Annotated in this window: 20 protein-coding genes; 12 read left to right on the top strand and 8 right to left on the bottom strand. The window is 68.6% G+C overall.

The features are described 5' to 3' along the window. Positions 1–5: 5 nt before the first annotated feature. The 4 genes from WS92_RS21210 to WS92_RS21195 all read right to left on the bottom strand — a co-directional run bounded on the left by WS92_RS21210 (position 6) and on the right by WS92_RS21195 (position 3,918). Positions 6–1,157, bottom strand: a complete 1,152-nt coding sequence (locus tag WS92_RS21210; protein WP_006026215.1) for a DegT/DnrJ/EryC1/StrS family aminotransferase — start codon at positions 1,155–1,157, stop codon at positions 6–8. Positions 1,158–1,296: 139 nt separating this feature from the next. After that, a complete protein-coding gene (locus tag WS92_RS21205; RefSeq protein ID WP_004192320.1) occupies positions 1,297–1,668 on the bottom strand; it encodes an SMR family transporter in 372 nt (123 codons plus the stop codon). A 20-nt stretch (positions 1,669–1,688) separates the two neighbouring features. Then, the gene (locus WS92_RS21200) at positions 1,689–3,395 is read right to left on the bottom strand and encodes a glycosyltransferase family 39 protein (protein WP_059934652.1); all 1,707 of its coding nucleotides are present in this window, start codon (positions 3,393–3,395) and stop codon (positions 1,689–1,691) included. 148 nt (positions 3,396–3,543) lie between these two features. Further along, positions 3,544–3,918 (bottom strand): Mth938-like domain-containing protein, encoded by a 375-nt coding sequence (locus WS92_RS21195; protein ID WP_006026217.1) that lies wholly within the window; start codon positions 3,916–3,918, stop codon positions 3,544–3,546. Between the two features lie 337 nt (positions 3,919–4,255). Here WS92_RS21195 and WS92_RS21190 point away from each other — a divergent pair, with 337 nt between their 5' ends. The 6 genes from WS92_RS21190 (at position 4,256) to moaE (ending at position 10,766) form a co-directional block, all read left to right on the top strand. Further along, the gene (locus tag WS92_RS21190) at positions 4,256–5,494 is read left to right on the top strand and encodes a pyridoxal phosphate-dependent aminotransferase (protein WP_059934696.1); all 1,239 of its coding nucleotides are present in this window, start codon (positions 4,256–4,258) and stop codon (positions 5,492–5,494) included. A 43-nt stretch (positions 5,495–5,537) separates the two neighbouring features. Then, on the top strand, positions 5,538–6,866 hold the full coding sequence (locus tag WS92_RS21185) for a homoserine dehydrogenase (RefSeq protein ID WP_015601717.1): 1,329 nt from the start codon (positions 5,538–5,540) through the stop codon (positions 6,864–6,866). 7 nt (positions 6,867–6,873) lie between these two features. Continuing rightward, a complete protein-coding gene (gene thrC, locus WS92_RS21180) occupies positions 6,874–8,325 on the top strand; it encodes a threonine synthase (protein WP_059934653.1) in 1,452 nt (483 codons plus the stop codon). Between the two features lie 425 nt (positions 8,326–8,750). Then, entirely contained in the window at positions 8,751–9,989 is a 1,239-nt protein-coding gene (glp, locus tag WS92_RS21175) for a molybdopterin molybdotransferase MoeA (RefSeq protein ID WP_006026221.1), read from the top strand. Positions 9,990–10,009: 20 nt separating this feature from the next. Further along, positions 10,010–10,267 carry a molybdopterin converting factor subunit 1 gene (moaD, locus tag WS92_RS21170; RefSeq protein ID WP_009912081.1) on the top strand — a complete coding sequence of 86 codons (258 nt, stop codon included), beginning with the start codon at positions 10,010–10,012 and terminating at the stop codon, positions 10,265–10,267. 10 nt (positions 10,268–10,277) lie between these two features. Then, complete coding sequence (moaE, locus tag WS92_RS21165; protein ID WP_015601148.1) at positions 10,278–10,766, top strand: molybdopterin synthase catalytic subunit MoaE; 489 nt, start codon at positions 10,278–10,280, stop codon at positions 10,764–10,766. A 152-nt stretch (positions 10,767–10,918) separates the two neighbouring features. On the opposite strand, the gene WS92_RS21160 is transcribed toward moaE, so the two are convergent. Further along, positions 10,919–11,470 carry a group III truncated hemoglobin gene (locus tag WS92_RS21160; RefSeq protein WP_006026224.1) on the bottom strand — a complete coding sequence of 184 codons (552 nt, stop codon included), beginning with the start codon at positions 11,468–11,470 and terminating at the stop codon, positions 10,919–10,921. A 182-nt stretch (positions 11,471–11,652) separates the two neighbouring features. Between WS92_RS21160 and WS92_RS21155 the strand changes: the two genes are divergently transcribed. Together WS92_RS21155 and clpB are read left to right on the top strand one after the other, a co-directional pair. After that, the gene (locus WS92_RS21155) at positions 11,653–12,150 is read left to right on the top strand and encodes an Rrf2 family transcriptional regulator (protein WP_059934654.1); all 498 of its coding nucleotides are present in this window, start codon (positions 11,653–11,655) and stop codon (positions 12,148–12,150) included. 202 nt (positions 12,151–12,352) lie between these two features. Continuing rightward, a complete protein-coding gene (clpB, locus tag WS92_RS21150) occupies positions 12,353–14,950 on the top strand; it encodes an ATP-dependent chaperone ClpB (RefSeq protein WP_015600325.1) in 2,598 nt (865 codons plus the stop codon). 150 nt (positions 14,951–15,100) lie between these two features. Here clpB and WS92_RS21145 read toward each other — a convergent pair whose 3' ends face one another. Both WS92_RS21145 and WS92_RS21140 read right to left on the bottom strand, forming a co-directional pair. Beyond that, positions 15,101–15,523: a YidB family protein gene (locus tag WS92_RS21145; protein ID WP_015601739.1), complete on the bottom strand. Its 423-nt coding sequence runs from the start codon at positions 15,521–15,523 to the stop codon at positions 15,101–15,103. Between the two features lie 80 nt (positions 15,524–15,603). Next, positions 15,604–16,194 carry a ComEA family DNA-binding protein gene (locus tag WS92_RS21140; protein WP_059934655.1) on the bottom strand — a complete coding sequence of 197 codons (591 nt, stop codon included), beginning with the start codon at positions 16,192–16,194 and terminating at the stop codon, positions 15,604–15,606. 307 nt (positions 16,195–16,501) lie between these two features. Between WS92_RS21140 and WS92_RS21135 the strand changes: the two genes are divergently transcribed. Beyond that, complete coding sequence (locus WS92_RS21135) at positions 16,502–16,996, top strand: MerR family transcriptional regulator (protein WP_015602183.1); 495 nt, start codon at positions 16,502–16,504, stop codon at positions 16,994–16,996. Beyond that, positions 16,945–17,343, top strand: coding sequence for a carboxymuconolactone decarboxylase family protein (locus WS92_RS21130; protein ID WP_009912093.1), 399 nt, complete (start codon positions 16,945–16,947; stop codon positions 17,341–17,343). The genes WS92_RS21135 and WS92_RS21130 overlap by 52 nt, the downstream gene beginning before the upstream one ends. Before the next feature lie 42 nt (positions 17,344–17,385). Here WS92_RS21130 and WS92_RS21125 read toward each other — a convergent pair whose 3' ends face one another. Further along, positions 17,386–19,335, bottom strand: a complete 1,950-nt coding sequence (locus tag WS92_RS21125; protein ID WP_059934697.1) for a sigma-54-dependent Fis family transcriptional regulator — start codon at positions 19,333–19,335, stop codon at positions 17,386–17,388. A gap of 407 nt (positions 19,336–19,742) precedes the next feature. On the opposite strand from WS92_RS21125, the gene WS92_RS21120 reads away from it, so the two are divergent. After that, the gene (locus WS92_RS21120; RefSeq protein ID WP_015601388.1) at positions 19,743–20,822 is read left to right on the top strand and encodes an ATP-NAD kinase family protein; all 1,080 of its coding nucleotides are present in this window, start codon (positions 19,743–19,745) and stop codon (positions 20,820–20,822) included. Positions 20,823–20,863: 41 nt separating this feature from the next. After that, complete coding sequence (locus tag WS92_RS21115) at positions 20,864–21,640, top strand: SDR family oxidoreductase (protein WP_015600476.1); 777 nt, start codon at positions 20,864–20,866, stop codon at positions 21,638–21,640. Positions 21,641–21,703: the final 63 nt, after the last annotated feature.

Below are 21,703 nucleotides of genomic sequence, written 5' to 3'. Positions count from 1 at the left end.
TCCGCTTATTTTCCGTATTGTTCGCAAATCTGGTTGACGGCGTCGACGACCCGTTGCACGTCCGCATCGCTCATCTGCGTGAAGAGCGGCAGCGTGACGGTCGACGCGCCGAAGCGCTCGGCGTGGGGGAACATGCCCTCCGTGAAGCCGCGCGCGCGGTACAGCGTGAAAAGATGAATGGCCGGGTAATGGACGCCCGAGCCGATGCCGCGCTGCTTCAACTGCTCCATGAACTCGCCGCGCGAGATCGACAGTTTCTCGAGCGGCAGCGTGATCTGGAACATGTGCCAGTTGCCGTGCTCGAAGTCCGCGACAGGCAGCCCGACGCCGAGCGCGAGCGCGGGCCCGCTCGCGAACGCGTCGAAGTAGCGGCGGGCGAGCCCGCGGCGCGTCGCGTTGAAACGCTCGAGATGCGCGAGCTGGCCCCAGCCAACGCGCGCGGCGACGTCGGTCAGATTGTACTTGCCGCCGAGCACGTCGCAGTCCATCCCGTCGAGGCCCGTGCGCGTGATCCCCTGCAGGCGGTACTTCTGCGCGAGCGTCGCCTCGGCTTCGTCGTTGAGCACGAGCGCGCCGCCTTCGATCGACGTGATGTTCTTGTTCGGATGGAAGCTGAACGACACGATGTCGCCGATCGCGCCGATGCGCTGGCCGCGCCACGTCGAGCCGAGCGCCTGCGCGGCGTCCTCGATCACGCGCAGCTCGTGTGCGCGCGCGATCGCGTAGAGGCGGTCCATGTCGACGGGCAGGCCCGCCAGGTACACAGGGATGATCGCCTTCGTGCGCGGCGTGATCGCCTTTTCGACGAGGTCGAGATCGAGGTTGCGCGTGGCGGGATCGATGTCGACGAACACGGGCGTCGCGCCCGTTTCGAGGATCACGTTACTCGTCGCGACCCATGACGCCGGCGTCGTGATCACTTCGTCGCCGGGGCCTGCGCCCGCGATCCGCAGGCCGATCTCGAGCGTCGCCGTGCCCGAGTTGAACACGCGCACGGGGCGCCCGCCGCAGTATTCGGACAGCGCGGCCTCGAAGCGCTGGCACTGCGGGCCGGTCGTGATCCAGCCGGAGCGCAGCACGTCGGCCACGCCCTGAATGGTTTCCTCGTCGATCTCGGGTTTGACGAACGGCAGGAAAGGAACGGAAGTCTGGCTCATGTAAGCTTCGCTCGTTGTCGTGTGAAAGGAATCGGGCGCCGCCCGACACGCGCATTTGACACTGTCCGCCGGAACGGGTGCGTCACTTTTTGTCGGCGCGGCCGGTGCGCGTCGAGCGCGCGGGCCGGGTGCGGGCGCGTCAACTGCGCGCGAGCACGAACACGCCGATCAGGATGATGCCGATGCCCACGAGGCGCTGCACCGACAGCACCTCGCCGAACAGGTACCACGCGGCGAACGCATTGACGACGTAGCCGAGCGAGAGCATCGGATACGCGACCGACACGTCGACCCGGGACAGCCCGACGATCCACACGACCACCGAGAGCACGTAGCAGCCGAGGCCGCCGATGATCGGCAATTGGGTCGCGATCTTGAAGCCGATGGGCACAATGTTCGCACGGGTGAATTCGAAGTGTCCAACGGCGCGCACGCCGGCTTTCAGCAGCAGTTGCGCGCAGGCGTTCAGCATCACGCCCGTGACGATGCAGAAGAGAGAGACGGGATTCATCGGTTCGGGTCCCTCGCGGCTCAGGATTGCGGCTTCTCGACGACGACGCGCCGGTTGTCGCGCGCGACGACGCGCATCGGCAGGCCCGCTTCCGACAACTGCCTGTAGCGGTCGGGCGACATCAGCGCGAGCGCGTAGCGATCGGCGCGCCAGCGTTGTTCCCATTCGGCGACGGTCGGAACCCACTTGTCGGGCTCGACCGAGATGCCGAACGCGAGTTCGTCCTTGCGCTCGACCATGATCATCGTGTGGCCGACGTAGAACGGCAGCGTGTGGTCGAGCGTGTCGACCGAATAGAACGGCGTGTCGGGCGGCAGCTTCGCGAGTTCCGCGCGGATCGCGGGCGCGAGGAGCGCGCCCGAGCTGTAGCGGCCGAACGCGTCGTGCCCGGTGCCGCCGATCGTGCCGAGGAGGAGCCACCCGGCGCCGAACGCGACGGCCGCCGCGGCGATGCCCGCGCGGCCCCGGCGATTGAGCCACACGGCGACGAGCGTGAGCGCGAACGCGGCGGCGAGCGCCGCGTACACCCACTTCTGGAACGCCAGGTATTGCGCATTCGGCGTGCGCGCGTCGCCCAGGCGCGCGAGGAAGAGCGCGCCGAACGCGGCGGCGACGAGGAACACCAGGTAGCCGAACAGATGGCGGCGGAACCGCTCGCGCGGCACGAGCGGCAGATACGCGCCGATCATCAGCGCGAGCGCGGGCGCGACGGGCAGCACGTACGAGATCAGCTTCGAGTGCGACGCGCTGAAGAACAGGAAGATGAACGCGCTCCATGTAGCCAGCACGAGCATCGGCGCGAAGCCGTTCGGCTGGCGCGGGATGCGCAGCGCGTGGCGCACGCTCTGCACGCTCACGGACAGCCACGGCAGGAAGCCGACGATGAGCACCGGCACGAAGTAGTAGAACGCGCCGGGGCGGTTCTGCTCGGGCGTCAGGTAGCGCCGGAACTGCTGGACGATGAAGAAGAAGTTGAAGAATTCGGGGTTGCGCGACTGCACGAGCACGAACCACGGCGTCGCGATCGCGAAGAAGACGACGAGGCCGCTCGCGAGGTGGAGGCGCTTCCACAGCGCCCAGTCGCGCGACGCGAGCGTGTAGAGGACGAGCACGGCGCCCGGCAGGATCAGGCCGACGAGGCCCTTCGACAGCACGGCGAGCGCCATCGATGCCCAGCAGAGCCACATCCAGCCGCGCTCGGCGCGCTTGCCGATGCCGGGCCGCTGTGCGAGGAGGAGGGCGCAGAGCGTGATCGTCATCCACAGCGACAGTCCCATGTCGAGCGCGTTGAAGTGGCCCATCAGGTTCCAGTACGGCGAGCTCGCGAGCACGAGCGCCGCGAAGAAGCCCGCGCGCGGGTTGAACACGCGCGCGCCGGTGTAGCCGGCGAAGAGGACGCCCGCGAAGCTCGCGAGCGCCGTGTACAGGCGCGCCTGCCATTCGCCGACGCCGAACCACGCGAACGTGAGCGCGTTGAGCCAGGTCTGCAGCGGCGGCTTCTCGAAATACTTGTAGCCGTTGTAGCGCGGCGTGATCCAGTCGCCCGTGGCGAACATCTCGCGGGCCATTTCGGCGTAGCGGCCTTCGTCGCTCGGGATCAGATGGCGCAGGCCGAGCGGCGCGAACCAGATCACGGCGAGCGCCGCGACGAGAAAGAGGAGCGTGGCGCGGCTCAGCGTCATGGGCGCGGCGCGATCGAGCGGTAGCCTGGTCGGCGTATCGTTCATAGGGTTCGTATCGAGTTTGTCAGATTCGGTCGGGTTGCGGCTGTCGTCCGCGGCGAGTGGGGTGCGGTGCGAAACAGGGGCAAACACGGGCACAAGCACAGACGCAAGCGCCGCCGGGGGTTTTAGCGCGGTGCGGCTTAACGCTCGCTTAACGTTCGATCAGCAGCGCCGCGGCGACCTTCCGGCCTTCGGCCATCAGGATGTTGTACGTGCGGCAGGCGGCCTGGAAATCCATCGTCTCGACGCCGATCCGCTGCGCAGTGAGCTGCGCGGTCAGGCGCGGGTGCGGGAAACGCAGTCTCGCGCCGCTGCCGAAGATCACGACCTCGGGCTGCGGCTCGAGCAGCATCGCGAAGAGCTCGGGCGTGAGCGCGTCGAACGATGCGACGGGCCATTCGGCGACGGGCGCGCCCGGCAGCACGATCACGCTCGTCTCGTGGCGCTGCAGATTGATGTCGACATAATCGGGGCCGTAGCCGGTGACGGTATTGAGCGCGTTGCTCGGGTCCTGATGTAATTTCAAATCGGTCTTCCGCGGTGTCGAAAAGGGCCGGAACAGCGGCCGCGCCGCTCGGCAATCCGGCCCCGAACGGGACGGGCCGCCTGCCGCGATGCGTGCGGCCGTCGTGGCGGACACTGCCGCGCGAAGGCCGCGGCCGGGTTGGTGCATTGCGAAAGTCGGCCAAAATCCGCTAAATTATAACTTTTTAGCCGCTCCCGGGCGGCGTTTCTGTCGCGCGCCGCCACAAGCCGCGCCCGTCAGCCGCATGAAGCCATTCCTAGACAGCGCGCTACCGGCCGCTCTCCAGTTTTGATCCCCGCCCCCAGGCCCGCAGGCATTACCCAGGAACGTGTCCGCCGTGAAACCGATTCAGAAGTCGAACAAGCTGCTCAATGTCTGCTACGACATCCGCGGCCCCGTGCTCGAGCACGCGAAGCGCCTCGAGGACGAGGGGCACCGCATCATCAAGCTGAACATCGGCAATCTGGCCCCGTTTGGATTCGACGCGCCGGACGAGATCATCCAGGACATGATCCGCAACCTGCCGACGTCGTCCGGCTATTCGGATTCGAAAGGCGTGTTCGCCGCGCGCAAGGCGATCATGCACTACACGCAGCAAAAGGGCGTGCAGGGCGTCGAGCTCGACGACATCTACGTCGGCAACGGCGCGTCCGAACTCATCGTGATGGCGACGCAGGCGCTCCTGAACGACGGCGACGAGGTGCTGCTGCCCGCGCCCGATTACCCGCTCTGGACGGCGGCCGTGAGCCTGTCGGGCGGCACGCCCGTGCACTACGTCTGCGACGAGTCGAACCGCTGGATGCCCGATCCCGACGACATTCGCCGCAAGATCACGCCGAACACGAAGGCGCTCGTCGTGATCAACCCGAACAACCCGACGGGCGCGCTCTATTCGGACGAATTGCTCGTCGAGCTGATCGCGATCGCGCGCGAGCACGGGCTCGTCATCTTCGCCGACGAGGTCTACGACAAGATCGTCTACGACGGCAAGTCGCACACGGCGCTCGCGTCGCTCGCGGAGGACGTGATCACCGTCACGTTCAACAGCCTGTCGAAGAGCTACCGGTCGTGCGGCTATCGCGCGGGCTGGATGTCGGTCGCGGGGCTCACGGCCGGGAACCGCCGCCGCGCGCACGATTACCTGGAGGGGCTCGGCATCCTGTCGTCGATGCGCCTCTGCGCGAACGTGCCCGGCCAGTACGCGATCCAGACCGCGCTCGGCGGCTATCAGAGCATCAACGAGCTGATCATGCCGAGCGGGCGCCTGTACAAGCAGCGCGAGCTCGCGTACGACATGCTGACGTCGATTCCCGGCGTGTCGTGCGTGAAGCCGGAAGCGGCGCTCTACATGTTCCCGCGCCTCGACCCGAAGCTCTATCCGATCGACAACGACCAGCAGTTCATCCTCGAGCTGCTGCTCCGGGAGCGCGTGCTGCTCGTGCAGGGCACGGGCTTCAACTGGCCGACGCCGGATCACTTCCGTGTCGTGTTCCTGCCGAACGTCGACGACCTGACCGATTCGATCGAGCGGATCGCGCGCTTCCTCGATGGCTACCGGAAGCGCAACGCGGTCTGACCGGGCGCGTCCCATCTTTTTCATTCAATAGACCACACGCAGCATGGAACCGATCAAAGTAGGCCTGTTGGGCTTCGGCACGGTGGGCGGCGGCACCTTCAAGGTGCTGCGCCGCAACCAGGAAGAAATCAAGCGGCGCGCCGGGCGCGGCATCGAGATCGCGCGCGTCGCGGTGCGCAATCCCGCGAAGGCGCTCGCCGCGCTCGACGGCGACGCGGGCGGCGTGTCGATCGGCGACGATTTCAACGCGGTCGTCGACGATCCGTCGATCGCGATCGTCGCGGAGATGATTGGCGGCACCGGCATCGCGCGCGAGCTCGTGCTGCGCGCGATCGCCAACGGCAAGCACGTCGTGACCGCGAACAAGGCGCTGCTCGCCGTGCACGGCACCGAGATCTTCGAGGCGGCGCGCGAGAAGGGCGTGATGGTGGCGTTCGAGGCGGCCGTCGCGGGCGGCATTCCGATCATCAAGGCGCTGCGCGAGGGGCTGACCGCGAACCGGATCCAGTACATCGCGGGCATCATCAACGGCACGACGAACTACATCCTGTCGGAGATGCGCGACCGCGGCCTCGATTTCGCGACGGCGCTCAAGGCCGCGCAGGAGCTCGGCTACGCGGAAGCCGATCCGACCTTCGACATCGAGGGCGTCGACGCCGCGCACAAGGCGACGATCATGAGCGCGATCGCGTTCGGCGTGCCGGTGCAGTTCGAGCGCGCGTACGTCGAAGGGATCAGCAAGCTCGCCGCGACCGACATCCGCTACGCGGAAGAGCTCGGCTACCGGATCAAGCTGCTCGGCATCACGCGCCGCACCGAGCGCGGCATCGAGCTGCGCGTGCACCCGACGCTGATTCCCGCGAAGCGCCTGCTCGCGAACGTCGAGGGCGCGATGAACGCGGTCGTCGTGCATGGCGACGCGGTCGGCACGACGCTGTACTACGGCAAGGGCGCGGGCGCGGAGCCGACGGCGTCGGCCGTCGTCGCCGATCTCGTCGACGTCACGCGCCTGCACACGGCGGACCCCGAGCACCGCGTGCCGCACCTCGCGTTCCAGCCGGACAGCCTGTCGAACACGCCGATCCTGCCGATCGAAGAGGTGACGAGCGGCTATTACCTGCGCCTGCGCGTCGCCGACCAGACGGGCGTGCTCGCCGACATCACGCGCATTCTCGCCGAATCGGGCATCTCGATCGACGCGCTGCTGCAGAAGGAGTCGGAGCAGGTCGACGACGCGAACGGCGAGACCGACATCATCCTGATCACGCACGAGACGATCGAGAAGAACGTCAACGCGGCGATCGCGCGCATCGAATCGCTCGCGACGGTCGTGTCGAAGGTCACGAAGCTGCGCATGGAAGCGCTCAACTGAGGACGACATGAATTACATCTCCACGCGTGGCGCCGGCATCGGCGAGCGCCACACGTTCTCCGACATCCTGCTCGGCGGCCTCGCGAAGGACGGCGGGCTCTATCTGCCGAGCGAGTATCCGCGGGTGAGCGCGGACGAGCTCGCGCGCTGGCGCGCGCTGCCGTACGCGGATCTCGCGTTCGAGATCCTGTCGAAGTTCTGCGACGACATTCCCGCCGACGACCTGCGCGCGATCACGCGCCGCACGTACACGGCGGATGTCTACCGCCACACGCGCCACGGCGGGAACGCGGCCGACATCACGCCGCTCACGACGCTCGGCGTCGAGCACGGCGCGCCCGTCGCGCTGCTCGAGCTGTCGAACGGCCCGACGCTCGCGTTCAAGGACATGGCGATGCAGTTGCTCGGCAACCTGTTCGAGTACACGCTCGCGAGGCACGGCGAAACGCTGAACATCCTCGGCGCGACGTCGGGCGACACGGGCAGCGCGGCCGAGTACGCGATGCGCGGCAAAGCGGGCGTGCGCGTGTTCATGCTGTCGCCGCACCAGAAGATGAGCGCGTTCCAGACCGCGCAGATGTACAGCCTGCAGGACCCGAACATCTTCAACCTCGCGGTGCAGGGCGTGTTCGACGACTGCCAGGACATCGTGAAGGCCGTGTCGAACGATCACGCGTTCAAGGCGCAGCAGAAGATCGGCACGGTCAATTCGATCAACTGGGCGCGCGTCGTCGCGCAGGTCGTCTACTACTTCAAGGGCTACTTCGCGGCGACGCAGTCCAACGACGAGCGCGTGTCGTTCACGGTGCCGTCGGGTAACTTCGGCAACGTCTGCGCGGGCCACATCGCGCGCATGATGGGGCTGCCGATCGAGAAGCTCGTCGTCGCGACGAACGAGAACGACGTGCTCGACGAGTTCTTCCGCACGGGCGCGTACCGCGTGCGCAGCGCCGAGGACACGTATCACACGAGCAGCCCGAGCATGGACATCTCGAAGGCGTCGAACTTCGAGCGCTTCGTGTTCGACCTGCTCGGCCGCGATCCGGCGCGCGTCGTCCAGTTGTTTCGCGACGTCGAGCAAAAGGGCGGCTTCGATCTTGCGGCGAGCGGCGATTTCGCGCGCGTCGCCGAGTTCGGCTTCGTGTCGGGCCGCAGCACGCACGCGGACCGGCTCGCGACGATCCGCGACGCGTTCGGGCGCTACGGCACGACGATCGACACGCACACGGCCGATGGTCTGAAGGTCGCGCGCGAGCATCTGCAGCCGGGCGTGCCGATGGTCGTGCTCGAGACCGCGCAGCCGATCAAGTTCGGCGAGACGATCCGCGAGGCGCTCGGGCGGGAGCCGTCGCGGCCCGCCGCGTTCGACGGGCTCGAGGCGCTGCCGCAGCGCTTCGAGGTCGTCGGCGCGAACGCTCAGCAGGTGAAGGACTTCATCGCCACGCATACGGGCGCGTGACGCGCCGGCGAATGCGGCGGGCGGCGCGTGCGATGCCGTTGTCGGTCGCCGCGTTGCGCGAAGTCACCGGGGTGCGACGCCGTGACGCGCGCTGCTGCGCCGCATGGCCATCGTGCGGTGCGATATCGGCCGATCGGCGGGACCAGCGGCAAAGGCCGCGACGTGCAATCGTCAGACCCATTCCGTGCCGACTCGCGCTGCCGTATCGGCGAGCGGGGCGGCCGGGCCGAACAGCTCGATCGGCACACGCTGATCGGGCTGTTTTTCTTTTCAGGCGATCGATTGCGCATGCGCGATCCGCCGCGCGCGGTCATCGCTGCGATCGGTCGCCCACATCCGTGCGGAGGCGTCGCTACAATGTCGCCATCCGGTCAACATATCAATCGACGATGTCCCACCCCAATCCCCAGACGCCGCGCGCGCCGATGCTGTCGACGGCCGATGCGCTGGCGGCGCTCCTCGCGGCGGCGCGCCCGCTCGCCGAAACCGGAGCCGAAACCGAAACCGTGCCGACGCTCGATGCGCTCAACCGCGTGCTCGCGGCCGACGTGGTGTCGCCGCTCGACGTGCCGCCGATGAACACGAGCGCGATGGACGGCTACGCGGTGCGGATCGCGGACCTGACGCGCGGCGAGCGGCGCCTGCCGGTGTCGCAGCGGATTCCCGCGGGTCATCCGGCCGGGCCGCTCGCGCCGGGCACGGCCGCGCGCATCTTCACGGGCGCGTCCGTGCCGGCCGGCGCGGACGCGGTCGTGATGCAGGAGCAGACGGAGGAGGCGGGCGACGAGATCGACATCCTGCATACGCCGACGGCGGGCGAATGGATCACCGCGCAGGGCGCGGACATCCGCCGCGGCTCGGTGATCCTGCCCGCCGGCACGCGGATGACGCCGCAGGCGATGGGGCTTGCCGCGTCGGTCGGCTGCGCGTCGCTCGCGGTCACGCGGCGCGTGAAGGTCGCGGTGTTCTTCACGGGCGACGAGCTGACGATGCCGGGCGAGCCGCTCAAGCCCGGCGCGATCTACAACTCGAACCGCTTCACGCTGCGCGGGCTGCTCGAGCGGCTCGGCTGCGACGTGACCGACTACGGCATCGTGCCGGATCGGCGCGACGCGACGCGCATGGCGCTGCGCGAGGCGGCGCGCGAGCACGACGTGATCGTGACGAGCGGCGGCGTATCGGTGGGCGACGAGGATCACGTGAAGCCCGCGGTCGAGGCGGAAGGCCGGCTCGCGCTGTGGCAGATCGCGATGAAGCCGGGCAAGCCGCTCGCGTTCGGCGCGATCCGGCGAGACGGCGCGGCGGGAAGGGCGGCCGCGGGCGAAGCGTATTTCGTCGGCCTGCCGGGCAACCCGGTGTCGAGCTTCGTCACGTTCCTGCTGTTCGTGCGGCCGTTCCTGCTGCGGATCGCGGGCGTGACGCAGGTCGCGCCGCGCGCGGTGTCGCTGCGCGCGGACTTCACGCAGAACAAGGCCGACCGCCGCAATGAATTCCTGCGCGCGCGCGTGAACGCGGCGGGCGGGCTCGACCTGTTTCCGAACCAGAGTTCGGCCGTGCTGACATCGACGGTATGGGGCGACGGCCTGATCGACAATCCGCCCAACCACGCGATCAGCGCGGGCGAGACGGTGCGTTTCATTCCTTTTTCCGAATTGCTCGGCTGAAGCCGGGCGGTGTAGTGACGATGAAGATCGAACTGAAGTTTTTTGCGAGCGTGCGCGAAGCGCTCGGCGTCGCGAGCGAGACAGTGACGGTGCCGGACGGCGTCGCGACGGTGGGCGACGTGCGCGCGTGGCTGCGCACGCGCGGCGGCGCATGGGCGGACACGCTCGCCGAGGGGCGCGCGCTGCGGATGGCGTGCAACCACACGATGACGGATGCCGGCACGCGGATCACCGACGGCTGCGAGGTGGCGTTCTTCCCGCCCGTGACGGGCGGCTGAGGAGGCGGCGATGGCGACGGTACGGGTGCAGGCCGACGATTTCGACGTGAGCGCCGAGATCGCGGCGCTGCGCGCGCGCAATCCAAGGGTGGGCGCGGTCGCGTGCTTCGTCGGCACGGTGCGCGATCTGAATGAAGGCGAGCAGGTCGACACGCTCGAGCTCGAACACTATCCGGGGATGACCGAGAAGGCGCTCGCCGCGATCGCGGACGATGCGATCGCGCGCTGGCCGGGCATCGACGTCGCGATCGTCCACCGGGTCGGCAAGCTCCGTCCGCTCGATCAGATCGTGTTCGTCGCGACCGTGTCCGCGCATCGCGGCGACGCGTTCCAGTCGTGCGAGTTCGTGATGGATTACCTGAAGACGCAGGCGCCGTTCTGGAAGAAGGAGAAGACGCCTGCGGGCGAGCGCTGGGTCGACGCGCGCAGCGCCGACGACGCGGCGCTCGCGCGTTGGGGCGTCGAATCGGGGAACGCGGGGAGCGAGAAGCGCGGATAGTGAGGTTTCCTGCGTTCGGGACCGTTCGGCAAATGATCGTTCGCCAATTTTGGTGTCGCCGACGCCTGCGGGAGAGCGCCGTTTGAAACAGGGCGTTCGTGAGTACATTGATTTCGACGCTGAAGCGCCGGTCGCCCGGCGCAGTCACGCGCTTACGTATCGTCGTGCGCCGTCCGGCCGACGATCTTCGCCGGAAACGGCTCGCCGCGCGGCTGGCGCGCGTGCGCGTCGTCGTCTGCCGGCCGTTTCGGCGCGATCAGATCGAGAATCGCCTGCTGCTCGGCCGGAATCCGGTAATCCCAGCCGAAGCGGCTCAGTTGCAGGCTCTGCGCGATCCGCAGCGCGGGCTCCATGAAGCGCACGGCCGCCGCGGGCTCGTAGCGCGCCTCGACGGTCTTCAGGAACAGCGCGAGCCAGCGGCTGAAGTGGACGGGTTCGAGGCCGTCGAGCGGCTGGTGCGCGGCCTGCACGTTGCCGCGGTAGCGTTTCGTGCCGAGCACGAGGCTCGACCAGAATTCGCCCATTTTCGGCAGGTGCTGGTCCCAGCGGCCGGCGAGCTTGCTTTCGAACACGGGGCCGAGGAGCGCATCGTCGCGCACGCGATCGTAGAATGCGTCGACGAGCGCGCGGATGTTCTCCGGCGTCGGTTCGGCGTCGCGCGCCGGCGCCGCAGCGGCGGATGAGGCGGAAAAAGCTTGGGTCATCTAAAAAGGGCCGGGTAATACGGCAGCACGTGGGTGCGTTTTTGTCGCACAATATTAAACGGCCACTCTCTCAATAAAAGTGCTGACGGCATGCATCTTATGACGCGGCCGTCCGATCGGCAATGGCAGACGCGCGATGTTTGCGTGAGCGCCGGTCGCACTGACACAACATCTACTTCGTAATGAGACTAACCGACTACACCGACTACTCTTTGCGCGTCATGTTGTTCCTCGCAGTCCGAGGCGAGGGCCTGTCGACGATCCAGGAGATTTCGGATGCCTACGGCATCTCGAAGAACCATTTGATGAAAGTGGTGCAGCAGCTCGGCGAGCTTGGTTGGATCGAGACGGTGCGCGGCCGCAACGGCGGCTTGCGTTTGAACGCCCAGTCCGCGACGCTGACCGTCGGCGAAGTCGTGCGCAAGACCGAAAACGATTTCGCGCTCGTCGGCTGCTTCGCGGGCGAAGCCGAATCGCACCGCAACTGCGTGATCCAGTCCGTGTGCCGGCTCAAGGGCGTGTTCGTGGCGGCTCGCGAAGCGTTCTTCGCGGAGCTCGACAAGCATACGATCGGCGAGCTCGCGCAGCCGGCGTCCCAACTCGCGACGCTGCTCGGCCTCACGCCGGTGCGGATCGTGTCCACGGCCGACGTCCGCGCGGCCGCGACCATCGTCGGCTGAAGACGCGCCGCCCGCGCTGCGTGGGCGGCTTTCCCGGTGGTCTCCTCGCGTGCGCCGGCCGCGCCGCTCGCTGCGCTTCGTTCCCATCGCCGCCACGCGTTTCGCGTGACGCGTCCCTTTGCTGTGCCTCAATAAAAAACCGGCTTGAAAGGCGGATAACCATCCTCATTTGGTTGCTATTCGCAAATTGGAGGTCTCATTCATGAGAATCGACAAGCTCACCACCAAATTCCAGGAGGCGCTCTCGGACGCGCAGAGTCTTGCCGCCGGGCGCGACAACCAATACATCGAACCCGTTCACGTGCTGGCCGCGCTCGTCGCGCAGCAGGACGGTTCGTCGCGCTCGCTGCTGTCGCGCGCGGGCGTGCACATCCAGGCGCTGCAAGGCGCGCTCAACGAAGCGATCTCGCGCCTGCCGCAGGTGACGGGCACGGGCGGCGACATCCAGGTCGGCCGCGAGCTCGCGGGCCTGCTGAACCAGGCCGACAGGGAAGCGCAGAAGCTCAACGACACGTTCATCGCGAGCGAGATGTTCCTGCTCGCCGTGGCCGACGACAAGGGCGACGCGGGCCGTCTCGCGCGCCAGCACGGGCTCACCCGCCGCGCGCTCGAATCCGCGATCGCCGCCGTGCGAGGCGGCTCGCAGGTGCACAGCCAGGACGCCGAAAGCCAGCGCGAGGCGCTGAAGAAATACACGATCGACCTGACCGAGCGCGCGCGCGCGGGCAAGCTCGATCCGGTGATCGGCCGCGACGACGAGATCCGCCGCTCGATCCAGATCCTGCAGCGCCGCACGAAGAACAACCCGGTGCTGATCGGCGAGCCGGGCGTCGGCAAGACCGCGATCGTCGAAGGGCTCGCGCAGCGGATCGTCAACGGCGAAGTGCCCGAGACGCTGAAGAACAAGCGCGTGCTGTCGCTCGACATGGCGGCGCTGCTCGCCGGCGCGAAATATCGCGGCGAGTTCGAGGAGCGCCTGAAGGCGGTGCTCAACGACATCGCGAAGGACGAAGGCCGCACGATCGTCTTCATCGACGAGATCCACACGATGGTGGGCGCGGGCAAGGCCGAAGGCGCGATGGATGCGGGCAACATGCTCAAGCCGGCGCTCTCGCGCGGCGAGCTGCACTGCATCGGCGCGACCACGCTCGACGAATACCGCAAGTACATCGAGAAGGACGCCGCGCTCGAGCGCCGCTTCCAGAAGGTGCTTGTCGACGAGCCGAGCGTCGAGGCGACGATCGCGATCCTGCGCGGGCTGCAGGAGAAGTACGAGCTGCACCACGGCGTCGAGATCACCGATCCGGCGATCGTCGCCGCGGCGGAACTGTCGCACCGCTACATCACCGACCGCTTCCTGCCCGACAAGGCGATCGACCTGATCGACGAGGCCGCGTCCAGGATCAAGATGGAAATCGATTCGAAGCCCGAAGAAATGGACCGGCTCGATCGCCGTCTGATCCAGTTGAAGATCGAGCGCGAAGCGGTGAAGAAGGAGCAGGACGAGGCGTCGCAAAAGCGTCTTGCGCTGATCGAGGAGGAAATCGAGCGGCTCGGGCGCGAGTACGCGGATCTCGAAGAGATCTGGACGGCCGAGAAGGCGGCCGTGCAGGGCAGCGCGCAACTGAAGGAAGAGATCGACAAGGTGCGCGCCGACATCGCGCGGCTGCAGCGCGAAGGCAAGCTCGAGAAGGTCGCCGAGCTGCAGTACGGCAAGCTGCCGCAGCTCGAGGCGCGCCTGAAGCAGGTCGCGCAGGCGGAGGAAAGCGAGCAGCACAATCCGACGCGGCCGCGCCTGTTGCGCACGCAGGTCGGCGCGGAGGAAATCGCCGAGGTCGTGTCGCGTGCAACGGGTATTCCGGTGTCGCGGATGATGCAGGGCGAGCGCGAGAAGCTGCTGCACATCGAAGAGAAGCTGCATGAGCGCGTGGTCGGCCAGAACGAGGCGATCGACGCGGTCGCCGACGCGATCCGCCGCTCGCGCGCGGGCCTCGCCGATCCGAACCGTCCGTACGGCTCGTTCCTGTTCCTCGGCCCGACGGGCGTCGGCAAGACCGAATTGTGCAAGGCGCTCGCCGGTTTCCTGTTCGATTCGGAAGAGCACTTGATCCGCATCGACATGAGCGAGTTCATGGAGAAGCACAGCGTCGCGCGGCTGATCGGCGCGCCGCCCGGCTACGTCGGCTACGAGGAAGGCGGCTATCTGACCGAAGCCGTGCGCCGCAAGCCGTACAGCGTGATCCTGCTCGACGAGATCGAGAAGGCGCACCCGGACGTGTTCAACGTGCTGCTGCAGGTGCTCGACGACGGCCGGATGACGGACGGGCAGGGGCGCACCGTCGACTTCAAGAACACGGTGATCGTGATGACGTCGAACCTCGGCTCGCAACTGATCCAGTCGATGTCGGGCGCGTCGCAGGAAGAGATCAAGGACGCGGTGTGGGTCGAGGTCAAGCAGCACTTCCGCCCCGAGTTCCTGAACCGGATCGACGACGTCGTCGTGTTCCACTCGCTCGACCGCAGCAACATCCAGGCGATCGCGAGAATCCAGCTCGCGCGCCTGCATGACCGGCTCGCGAAGCTCGACATGGCGCTCGACGTGTCGGAGGCCGCGCTCGAGCAGATCGGCAAGGTCGGCTACGATCCGCTGTTCGGCGCGCGGCCGCTCAAGCGCGCGATCCAGCAGGAGATCGAGAACCCGGTCGCGAAGCTCATCCTCGCGGGCCGCTTCGGTCCGAAGGACGTGATTCCGGTCGATGTGCAGGACGGCAGGTTCATGTTCGAGCGCGTCGTGCATTGAGCGCCGCGGCTCGGCTGGGCGGTTCGGCGCCCGGTCTCACGGCCGGCTCCGGCCCGTGAAAGCAAAACACCCCGCTCGCGAGCGGGGTGTTTTTTTATCGGCGGCGTATGCCGTTTCGGCGGTCGGCCGCGATCGCGGGGCGCGGTGCGGTTACGCCTGCTTGTTGCCGAACAGGCCCGTGAGCTGCGACAGCGTGCCGAGCACGTTCGACGTGTCGAGCTGGCCATTCGCCGGCACTTCGCCGTTCGGCGTCGCGCCGTTGACGACGTGCGGCAGCACCTGCGCGAGGAGGCCGGACACCTGCTGAGGATCGATGCCGATCTTTTGCGCGAGCGCGCCGACCGTATCCGAGCCGAGCACGTTCTGCAGCGTCTCGGGCGAGATCGGCTGGTTTTCGCCGGTGCCGACCCACGAGCCGATGACGTCGCCCGCGCCGCCCGCCTTGAATTTTTCGATGAGGCCGTTCAGGCCGCCCGGCTGGTTGTTGATGAACTCCAGCGCGGCGCTGACGAGCGCGTTCTGATTGCCGCCTTGGCCGCCGATCAGACCGCCAACGATGTCGAGTAGACCCATGATTCACCTGCTAGGTTGAGGCGGCGCCGCGAACGGCGCCGGTGGAACGAAGACGCCGCGCGCAACGCGCGGCGCCCGACTTATGCGCCCGATGCCGCGGACGCGGGCGTCGCCGCCTTGTTCTTCTTGCTCTTCCTCGAGCCCTTCGCCTTCATCGACGACGCGGCGGCAGGCGCGCTCGCTTCTGCCGCGGCGCTCGCCGCGGCGGCGGCCTTGTCCTTCTTCTTCGACGAACGGGTCTTTTTCGCGGCCGGGGCGCTCGCCGCCGTCGCCGGCGTGGTCGCGGCGGGGGCGGGCGTCGTCGCGGACGGGGCCGGCGCGGGTGCTGCGGTCGTCGCGGTCGTCGCGGTCGCGGCCGGCTTCGCCGCGCTCGTCTTCGCCTTCGCGCCCGTCGGCGGCGTCGTCGAGCCGCCGATCGTCAGGCCCGCCGCCTCGAGATTGGCGACCGATTTCGCGCCGAGACCCTTTACGCGGCTCGCGAGATCGTCGGCGTCCTTGAACGGGCCGTTCTTCGCACGCTCGTCGATGATCGCCTTCGACTTCACCGGGCCGAGGCCCTTCACCGATTCGAGCGCCGCCTGGTCGGCGGTGTTGACTTCGACCGCGGCGGCGAGCGCGGCGGTCAGCGAAAGCGACAGTGCGACGACCAGCATCAGCAGCTTTTTCAGCATGGCGGGAGCTCCCTTTTGATGGAACGGATGAATGGCTGTCGGAACGAACGCCGGCGCGCGGCGCGAGCCGGGCGTCGCGTTCAAGCATAGGACAAATGCGTGCCCTTTTTAAGACAGCGGGGGCAGTGTTGCGCATCGACGGCGACACTGTAAAGGCTGCCGCGTCGCGTGCGGGCGGGTTTTGACCATCTTTGACGGAAAAACGGGCCGGGCGACGGCGCGAAGCGGCGACGCAGGCCACCCGGACGCTGGCCATCGCGCGGCGCTTGACTTAGAGTGCACTCTAAGTCCTAACCTTGAGAACGTCATGTCGAACGCATCGAAGCCAACGTCCCCGCGCGCCTTGACGATCGGCCAGGTGGCCGCGCTCGTCGGCGTGTCGACGCACACGCTGCGCTATTACGAGCAGGCCGGTCTGCTGAGGTCGATCTCGCGCACGCCGGCGGGGCACCGGCTGTACGCGCCCGCCGATCTCGACTGGCTGCGTTTCGTGATGCGGCTGAAGGCGACCGGGATGCCGATCGCCGGGATGCAGGCGTTCGCCGAGCTGCGCGCGCAAGGCGATGCGACGTTCGGCGAGCGGCGCGCGCTCCTCGCCGCGCATCGCGACGCGGTGCGTGCGCAGATCGACGCGCTGCAGACGAACCTCGACGCGATCGTCGATAAGATCGCGTATTACGAGCGGGCCGAGCGCGACGCGATTCGACAGACAGGGCAGACGACTCAACCTCAACCGGACAAGGACGAACGATGGAACCACGAATCGCAGAAGACCGCTACGCGCGCGGCTGGAACACGCTGAAGGAAATCGACGGCGAAGTCGGCGAGCGCGTCGTCGCGGCGCTTGCGCCGATCGCGCCGGACTTCGGGCGGCTGCTCGTCGAGTTCGGTTTCGGCGACATCTACAGCCGGCCGCAGCTCGACCTGAAGTCGCGCGAGATCGCGACGATCGCGTCGCTCGCGACGCTCGGCCACGCGCAGCCGCAACTGAAGGTGCATATCGAGGCGGCGCTGAACGTCGGCTGCACGCGTGACGAGATCGTCGAGGTGTTCATGCAGATGGCCTTGTACGCGGGCTTTCCGGCCGCGCTCAATGCGCTCTTCGCCGCGCGCGACGTGTTCGAGCAGCGCGACGCCGCGCATGCGTGACGAAGCCGTCGCGTGCAGCGGCTTCGCGCGCGGGCGGCGCGCTCACACGCGATGCGGCGCGACGATGCGGTATTTCGCGATGCGCCGGTAGAGCGTCGCGCGCGAGATGCCGAGTGCGCGCGCAGCCGCGTCGGGCCGCCAGCGATGCGCGGTGAGCACGGCGACGATGCGGCTGCGCTCGTCGGTTGCGCCGGTTGCACTGGCCGCGCCGCCGTGCGCGGCGTTCGCGGGCGCCGCGTCGCCCAGTTGCGCGGCGAGCCCGGCGGGCAGATGGCGCAGCTCGACGCGCGCCGAGTCGCACACCGCGCACGCATAGCGCAGCGCGTGGCGCAACTGGCGGATGTTGCCAGGCCACGCGAACGCGCGGAGCCGCTCGACGAGCGCGGCGTCGAGCGTCAGCACGTGGCCTGCCGCCTGCGCTTCCTCGCCGAACACCGCATCGACGATCTCGCGAATGTCCGCGCGCTCGCGCAGCGGCGGCAGCTCGAACACCGCGCCGCTCAGCCGGTAGTACAGATCTTCCCGAAAGCCGCCGTCGGCGACCATCCGCGCGAGATCGCGGTGCGTGGCGCAGATGACGTCGATGTCGACGCGTACCGGCGCGTCGCTGCCGAGCGGCACGACTTCGCGATCCGCGAGCACGCGCAGCAGGCGCGTCTGCAGCGCGAGCGGCATGTCGCCGATCTCGTCGAGGAACAGCGTGCCGCCGTCGGCGAGCGCGATCTTGCCGCGCGCGCCCTGGCGGCGCGCACCGGTGAACGCGCCCGCCGCATAGCCGAACAGCTCGCTTTCGATCAGCGCCTCGGGCAGCGCGCCGCAGTTGACGGCGACGAACGGCCGCGCGCGGCGCGCGCCCGCATCGTGCACCGCGCGCGCGAACACTTCCTTGCCCACGCCCGTCTCGCCGAGCACGAGAATCGGCAGCCGTCTGCTCGCGACGCGCAGCGCGACTTCCGCGTGGCGCGCGATGCGCGGGTCCGCGCTGCGCAGGAACGGCGTCAGCGCGCCGACGCTGCGCGCGGCGGCATCGGGTGCGCGGTGCGCCGCGCGGCCCGCGTCGCGCGGCGCGCGCGCGAGCGGCGCGCGGATGCGCGCGTGCAGCGTCGCGCCGGTGGCGCGCAGCCGCAGCGCGACGACTGCATCGATGCGGCCCGCGTCGCGCAACGGCAGATCGACCGTGTCGAAGATCTCGTCGATGTGGCGCGGATGGGCGAGCTCGGGCAGCGCGTCGCGCGCCGGACGATTCGCGGCGACGACGTTGCCGCATTCGTCGAACGCGATCAGCCATTCCGGCTGCGCTTCGACGAAATGGCGGCTCGGATGCCCGAACAGCACCGAGTGCTGCGCGGTGCGATGCAGGAAGTAGCCGTTCTCGATCAGCGTCGCGCTCTGCCGCACGAGCTGGAAGACGAGCCGCTGGCTGTCGCGGTTGTCGGGCGACTGCACGGCGGACGCGTCGAGCACGCCGATCAGCTCGCCCGTCGGCGCGAAGATGGGCGCCGCGCTGCAGGTGAGCGTCGTGAACGCCGCGCGGAAATGATCGGTCTTGTGCACGGTGATCGGCGCGAGATCGGCGAGCACGTTCGCGACGCCGCACGTGCCTTCCTCGCTCTCGGACCAGCACGAGCCGATGTGCAGCCCAGCGTGGCGAAAGTCGCCGCGCCGCTCGCGGTCGATCCGGTAGTCGATCGTCACGCCGTGCGCATCCGTCAGCATCACGCAGTAGTCGGCGACGCGGATCATCTCGTGCAGCCGCGTCAGGCACTGGCCGGACGCGCGCAGGAACGCCTCCTCCCTGTCGCGCACTTCGCGCAGCTCCGCCGCGGTCAGCACGCGCGGGCCGATCGTCGACGCGGGGTCGAGCCGGTAGCGCTCGAACGAGCGCTGCCAGGACGACGCGAGGCGCGGCGAATCGGCGGGCGCGGGCAGGCGGCCTTCGAGCGCGCCGCGCACGCGGTCCGCGTGCCGGGTCTGGGAAGCGGCGTAAGGCATGATCGGCTGACTCTTCGCGGCAGGGATGTCGACGTTTTGTAGCACATCCGGTTCGCGCGATCACCCTGCATTGCAGCACGGCAAACGGTTGAGACAATTGTCTCAGCGCGCGTCTCACGCGCGTGAGACGCGCGCCGATGCCCGCGCGGCGGGCCGCGCGCGGCAGTCGAGGCGAGGCGTCGCAGCGGTCGCAGGGACGTGGAGGCGAGACGCGTCGCATGAGTCGCCCCCGGCGCGCGCATCGCCAGATCGGCCGCGAAGCCGCGCGCGGCGGCGCGCTCGCGCCGATCGTCAGGTCTGCTGCGCAATGTGGCATGCCGCTTGCAGAGATCACGGGCAAGCACGGTGCGTCCGCACCGCCGATGAAAAACAGTTCGCGCTTGACGCTGCGAACAGGAGACAAGCCCGTGACCTCGCCCGTTACCGTCGGCGTGATTGCGAACCCCGCGTCGGGGCGCGACATCCGTCGTCTCACGACGCACGCGTCGGTTTTTCCGACCGCCGAGAAGGCGAACATGGTCGTGCGCCTGTTCGCGGGCCTCGGCGCGCTCGGCGTCGAGCGCGTGCTCGCGCTGCGCGACAAGACGGGCATCGCGACGCTGATCCTGCGCGCGCTCGACACGCACGCGGCCGTCGAGCGGCGCACGCGCTGGCCCGCCGTCGAATTCGTCGATCTGCCGATCACCGACAGCGTCGCGGACACGCATGCGGGCGCCGCCTACATGCGCCGCGCCGAAGTCGCGCTGATCGCGGTGCTGGGCGGCGACGGCACGCATCGCGCGGTGGCCGCGCATTGCGGCGACACGCCGCTGCTCACGCTGTCGACCGGCACGAACAACGCGTTTCCCGATCTGCGCGAGGCGACCGTCGCGGGGCTCGCGGGCGCGCTCGTCGCGACGGGCGCGGTGCCGCCCGACGTCGCGCTCGCGCGCAACAAGCGGCTCGTCGTGCGCTGCGTCGCGGGGCCGGACCGCGGCCGCGAGGAGATCGCGCTCGTCGACGTGTGCGCGGCGCGGCAGCGCTTCATCGGCGCGCGCGCGATCTCGGCGCCGGAGGACATCGACGCGCTGTACCTGACGTTCGCGCAGCCGCACGGCATCGGCCTGTCCGCGTTGGGCGGCGCGTGGGCGCCGATCGAGCGGCGCGCGCCGCACGGGCTCGCGATGCGCTTCGCGCGCCCCGGCGAGCGCGGCGGCACGCCGCTCGTCGCGCCGATCGCGCCCGGCCGGATCGAGCGCGTCGTGATGCGCGGCTGCGAGCGGCTCGACGCGAACGCGTGGACGCCGATCGAACTCGAGCAAGGCACGCTCGCGTTCGACGGCGAACGCGAAATCGAAGTCGCGCGCGGCGAGCGCTACGAGATCGCGCTCGACTGGCGCGGCCCGCTCACGGTCGACGTCGAGCGCACGCTGCGCCATGCGGCGTCGCATCGCGCGCTCGGCGACGCCTATCCCGGCGACGCATTTCCGTATCCCGCCGCCGACTGAGCGGCGCATCCACGATTCCAACCGAGAAGGAGACAAGAAGCATGACGACACCATTGGAAGGACAGGTCGCCGTGGTCACGGGCGGCGCGCGCGGCATCGGCCGCGGCATCGCGCTCGCGCTCGCCGCGGCCGGCGCGGACATCCTGCTCGCCGATCTGCTCGCCGACGCGCTCGACGCCACCGCGCGCGACGTGCGCGCGCTCGGCCGGCGCGCGGCGGCGCTCGAGGTCGACGTGACGCAGCAGGCGCAGGTCGACGCGATGATCGCGCATGCGCTCGACGCGCTCGGCGGGCTCGACATCGTCGTCAACTGCGCGGGCGTGATCGGCATCCGGCCCGTCGCAGAGCTCACCGAGCGCGACTGGGATTTCGTGATGGACGTCAACGCGAAGGGCACGTTCCTCGGCTGCCGCGCGGCGCTGCCGCATCTGAAGGCGCAAGGACGCGGCCGGATCATCAACGTCGCGTCGATCGCGGGCAAGGAGGGCTTTGCGAATCTCGCGCACTACAGCGCATCGAAGTTCGCGGTCGTCGGCTTCACGAACGCGCTCGCGAAGGAGCTTGCGCGCGACGGCGTGACCGTCAACGCGATCTGCCCCGGCATCGTGCGCACGTACATGTGGGAGCGGCTGTCCGACGAATGGAAGCAGGCGGGCGAGACGGTCGAGGAGTCGTGGCAGCGCCATCAATTGACGCTGATTCCGCAGGGCCGCGCGCAGACGCCCGAGGACATGGGCCGGCTCGCGGTGTTCTTCGCGACGATGGACAACGTGACCGGGCAGGCGGTGAACGTCGACGGCGGCTTCACGTTTCATTGAGCGCGTCGAGGCTCGCGCATTCGACGCCGCTCGATTTTGCGACGGCGCGCCGCGACGGCGCGA

Origin of the sequence: Burkholderia sp. MSMB1588 (assembly GCF_001546925.1) — a bacterium.
Classification (GTDB): domain Bacteria; phylum Pseudomonadota; class Gammaproteobacteria; order Burkholderiales; family Burkholderiaceae; genus Burkholderia; species Burkholderia humptydooensis.
Note: the sequence above shows the minus strand (reverse complement) of the source record. Positions and strands in the feature narration are given on the sequence as shown.

Coding starts and splice junctions, on each gene's coding strand:
- WS92_RS21200 (WP_059934652.1), bottom strand. CDS start 3,395: ATGAACGATACGCCGACCAGGCTACCGCTCGATCGCGCCGCGCCCATG.
- clpB (WP_015600325.1), top strand. CDS start 12,353: ATGAGAATCGACAAGCTCACCACCAAATTCCAGGAGGCGCTCTCGGAC.
- thrC (WP_059934653.1), top strand. CDS start 6,874: ATGAATTACATCTCCACGCGTGGCGCCGGCATCGGCGAGCGCCACACG.
- WS92_RS21140 (WP_059934655.1), bottom strand. CDS start 16,194: ATGCTGAAAAAGCTGCTGATGCTGGTCGTCGCACTGTCGCTTTCGCTG.
- glp (WP_006026221.1), top strand. CDS start 8,751: ATGCTGTCGACGGCCGATGCGCTGGCGGCGCTCCTCGCGGCGGCGCGC.
- WS92_RS21135 (WP_015602183.1), top strand. CDS start 16,502: ATGTCGAACGCATCGAAGCCAACGTCCCCGCGCGCCTTGACGATCGGC.
- moaD (WP_009912081.1), top strand. CDS start 10,010: ATGAAGATCGAACTGAAGTTTTTTGCGAGCGTGCGCGAAGCGCTCGGC.
- WS92_RS21130 (WP_009912093.1), top strand. CDS start 16,945: ATGGAACCACGAATCGCAGAAGACCGCTACGCGCGCGGCTGGAACACG.
- WS92_RS21160 (WP_006026224.1), bottom strand. CDS start 11,470: ATGACCCAAGCTTTTTCCGCCTCATCCGCCGCTGCGGCGCCGGCGCGC.
- WS92_RS21115 (WP_015600476.1), top strand. CDS start 20,864: ATGACGACACCATTGGAAGGACAGGTCGCCGTGGTCACGGGCGGCGCG.
- WS92_RS21210 (WP_006026215.1), bottom strand. CDS start 1,157: ATGAGCCAGACTTCCGTTCCTTTCCTGCCGTTCGTCAAACCCGAGATC.
- WS92_RS21205 (WP_004192320.1), bottom strand. CDS start 1,668: ATGAATCCCGTCTCTCTCTTCTGCATCGTCACGGGCGTGATGCTGAAC.
- WS92_RS21185 (WP_015601717.1), top strand. CDS start 5,538: ATGGAACCGATCAAAGTAGGCCTGTTGGGCTTCGGCACGGTGGGCGGC.
- WS92_RS21155 (WP_059934654.1), top strand. CDS start 11,653: ATGAGACTAACCGACTACACCGACTACTCTTTGCGCGTCATGTTGTTC.
- WS92_RS21145 (WP_015601739.1), bottom strand. CDS start 15,523: ATGGGTCTACTCGACATCGTTGGCGGTCTGATCGGCGGCCAAGGCGGC.
- WS92_RS21125 (WP_059934697.1), bottom strand. CDS start 19,335: ATGCCTTACGCCGCTTCCCAGACCCGGCACGCGGACCGCGTGCGCGGC.
- moaE (WP_015601148.1), top strand. CDS start 10,278: ATGGCGACGGTACGGGTGCAGGCCGACGATTTCGACGTGAGCGCCGAG.